This is a genomic window from Endozoicomonas sp. SESOKO3, assembly GCF_024606255.1.
This window is the reverse complement of the sequence record NZ_JAHHPR010000655.1, coordinates 1-2,034: the sequence shown is the minus strand read 5'-3', so window position 1 is coordinate 2,034 and position 2,034 is coordinate 1. Positions and strand designations below refer to the sequence as shown.

Annotated in this window: 1 protein-coding gene; it reads left to right on the top strand. The window is 45.3% G+C overall.

Features of this window, described 5'->3' with window-relative positions; translation table 11 throughout:
- Positions 1-1,733: hypothetical protein (locus KDK18_RS11500; protein WP_257255046.1), on the top strand; the 1,733-nt coding region annotated here is incomplete at its 5' end.
- Positions 1,734-2,034: the final 301 nt, after the last annotated feature.

The window sequence follows — 2,034 nt, the reverse complement described above, 5'->3', positions numbered from 1 at the left end:
TGTGCAGTCATCATTTAGCTGTTTTTAAGGCTCTCATCAGAGAAAAGAATAATCAGATACCAGCGGTAACATCTTCCCCGAGCACTTCCTCAGGCATTCCCCGTAGTTCTCCCCCGGCTGCTGCTGCAATTTCTGAAACAGTCTTGATTAGAAAAGTATCCGCTACAACATCAAGGCTGGATCATGAGGCTTTTCGAACCACTTATCCAACATTGTTTATATTTGATGCAGAGCAATTGTCAGGAAAGGGACAGCGAGCCGTTTATGAATTGCCATTGACAGTGCCCGTCACTGGCCGTCTCAGAGGCGTAAAGAGTTTTCAATTGCCTGATAACTCAGCTTTTGTAGGGAGCAGGATAGATATTTTACCTGTGTTTGTGATTGAAGGAGGCACACAGAATCATTACGTGATGTCGGCACCCTATAATGATTCTGTTTATTATCTGGCGAATATCGAAATCGATTCCAGAAATCCTTTGGATACCAGAGCTTCATCAGCCACTGCTACCACAGGATACCCAGATAAAACCCCAACTAAACAAGATCATATACCGGCAGGTATTCTGTATCTGAGGGGCGCGGGTATTTTTGTTGCAGACAACATCAGGGTGGTGCTTGACCTGGCGGATAATCACAGGAGCGTCCAACTGGTAGAGCTGGGGTGTATCAATTTTTCTGATGGAAGAGGAACAGAAGAATTCTTCGTCTTTCGATTCATGCACTCTGAGTTTGATCTTTTACAAAGTGTACCAGGATCAAAAGACACTCAAAGCGCTGCACTGAATGTAAGATGTTTTCAGAAAAAAGGGCAAGTGCAGTTGACCATGAGAAACACTAAAACCATTGTATTCGTACCCACTGAAACGGTCACTCCAACACCTGGTTTACCAACTGGCAGTGGGGTGTTGTTCTCTATAATCTTATGGCCCAGAGAAAATGTCCTGAGCTTTGTTGATTCTACCTGTAACAGCGTCGTCGATCAGTTTGGCAATGATCTAACCATTGGCTCAGCTTATCCATCGGATCCTGATTACTACATGGGTGACGTCTGGGGCAGTTATTGTACTGACGTTAATATGGTTCAGGGAGCATTTGGATTAATAGACAGAGAGCAGGCATGGGGGTGGATATTAGGTGATACCGGTGAACATGGCTGTGAATCTTCATTGGAGAAGACTTATCGAACAGGTTTTGCTTCAGTGAGCGCATGGTCTTCGGCAGATTTTGATGTTGCATGTAATTACGCTGTGCCAACAGCCATTTCATCTGCATCATCATTTTTGTCCGCTTCTTCTTCAGCCTCTCTTTATACAACCCAGGTGGCCTACACTTCATCCAAACTTATTACTGATGCAGATAATACGAGCGGTCCGGTTATTAGCATTGCTGGCACAGCTGAATTAAGAGGATTTGAAGTACCAGAAAAAACACCCACATGGGTGAAAGCATCCATAGGTGCTGGCCTGTTTCTTGGAGGGCTGGCTATAACTCAAACCTGGTTCCATTGTTCAAAACGTATCAAGCAGACTTGGATAAGGTATACCAGTCAGGCATTAGCTGCAACATTGGGATTGGGTCTTCCCGCACTTCAGTTGTTACCAAAATGTGTCTGCAGATTGAGGAGAGATACAGTCGATATTCCATTGAAGGAGCGCGATCTGCCGCAGTTTGTCATAAACTCATGGCTATTCGAGAGTACTCGGTCACACAATCCGGCAGCATCCGGCCAGTGATTCCAGTACATCCGGCCACCCCGCTGAGGCGGTGCCCGAATTTGAGTCTGAGTACTTCACGAATCTTGCGCATGGGCAGTCTCTACATGTTGCTACCCGCTCTTCCTTGACGAGGTCTCAAGTTATAGTTATGAATAGTCACAGGCTTGGCTTAGCGGTTGCTTTATTGTCAGCAATTTGCGCCTTCCCTTGTTATGCTTTCATTGCCGGTAGCTTAACGGGCAGTTCCGCATTTACAGAGTTTTCAAGTTGTTCAGAGTTAGTCAGTAGTGTTGATAGAGATGTGTGCAGTCATCATTTA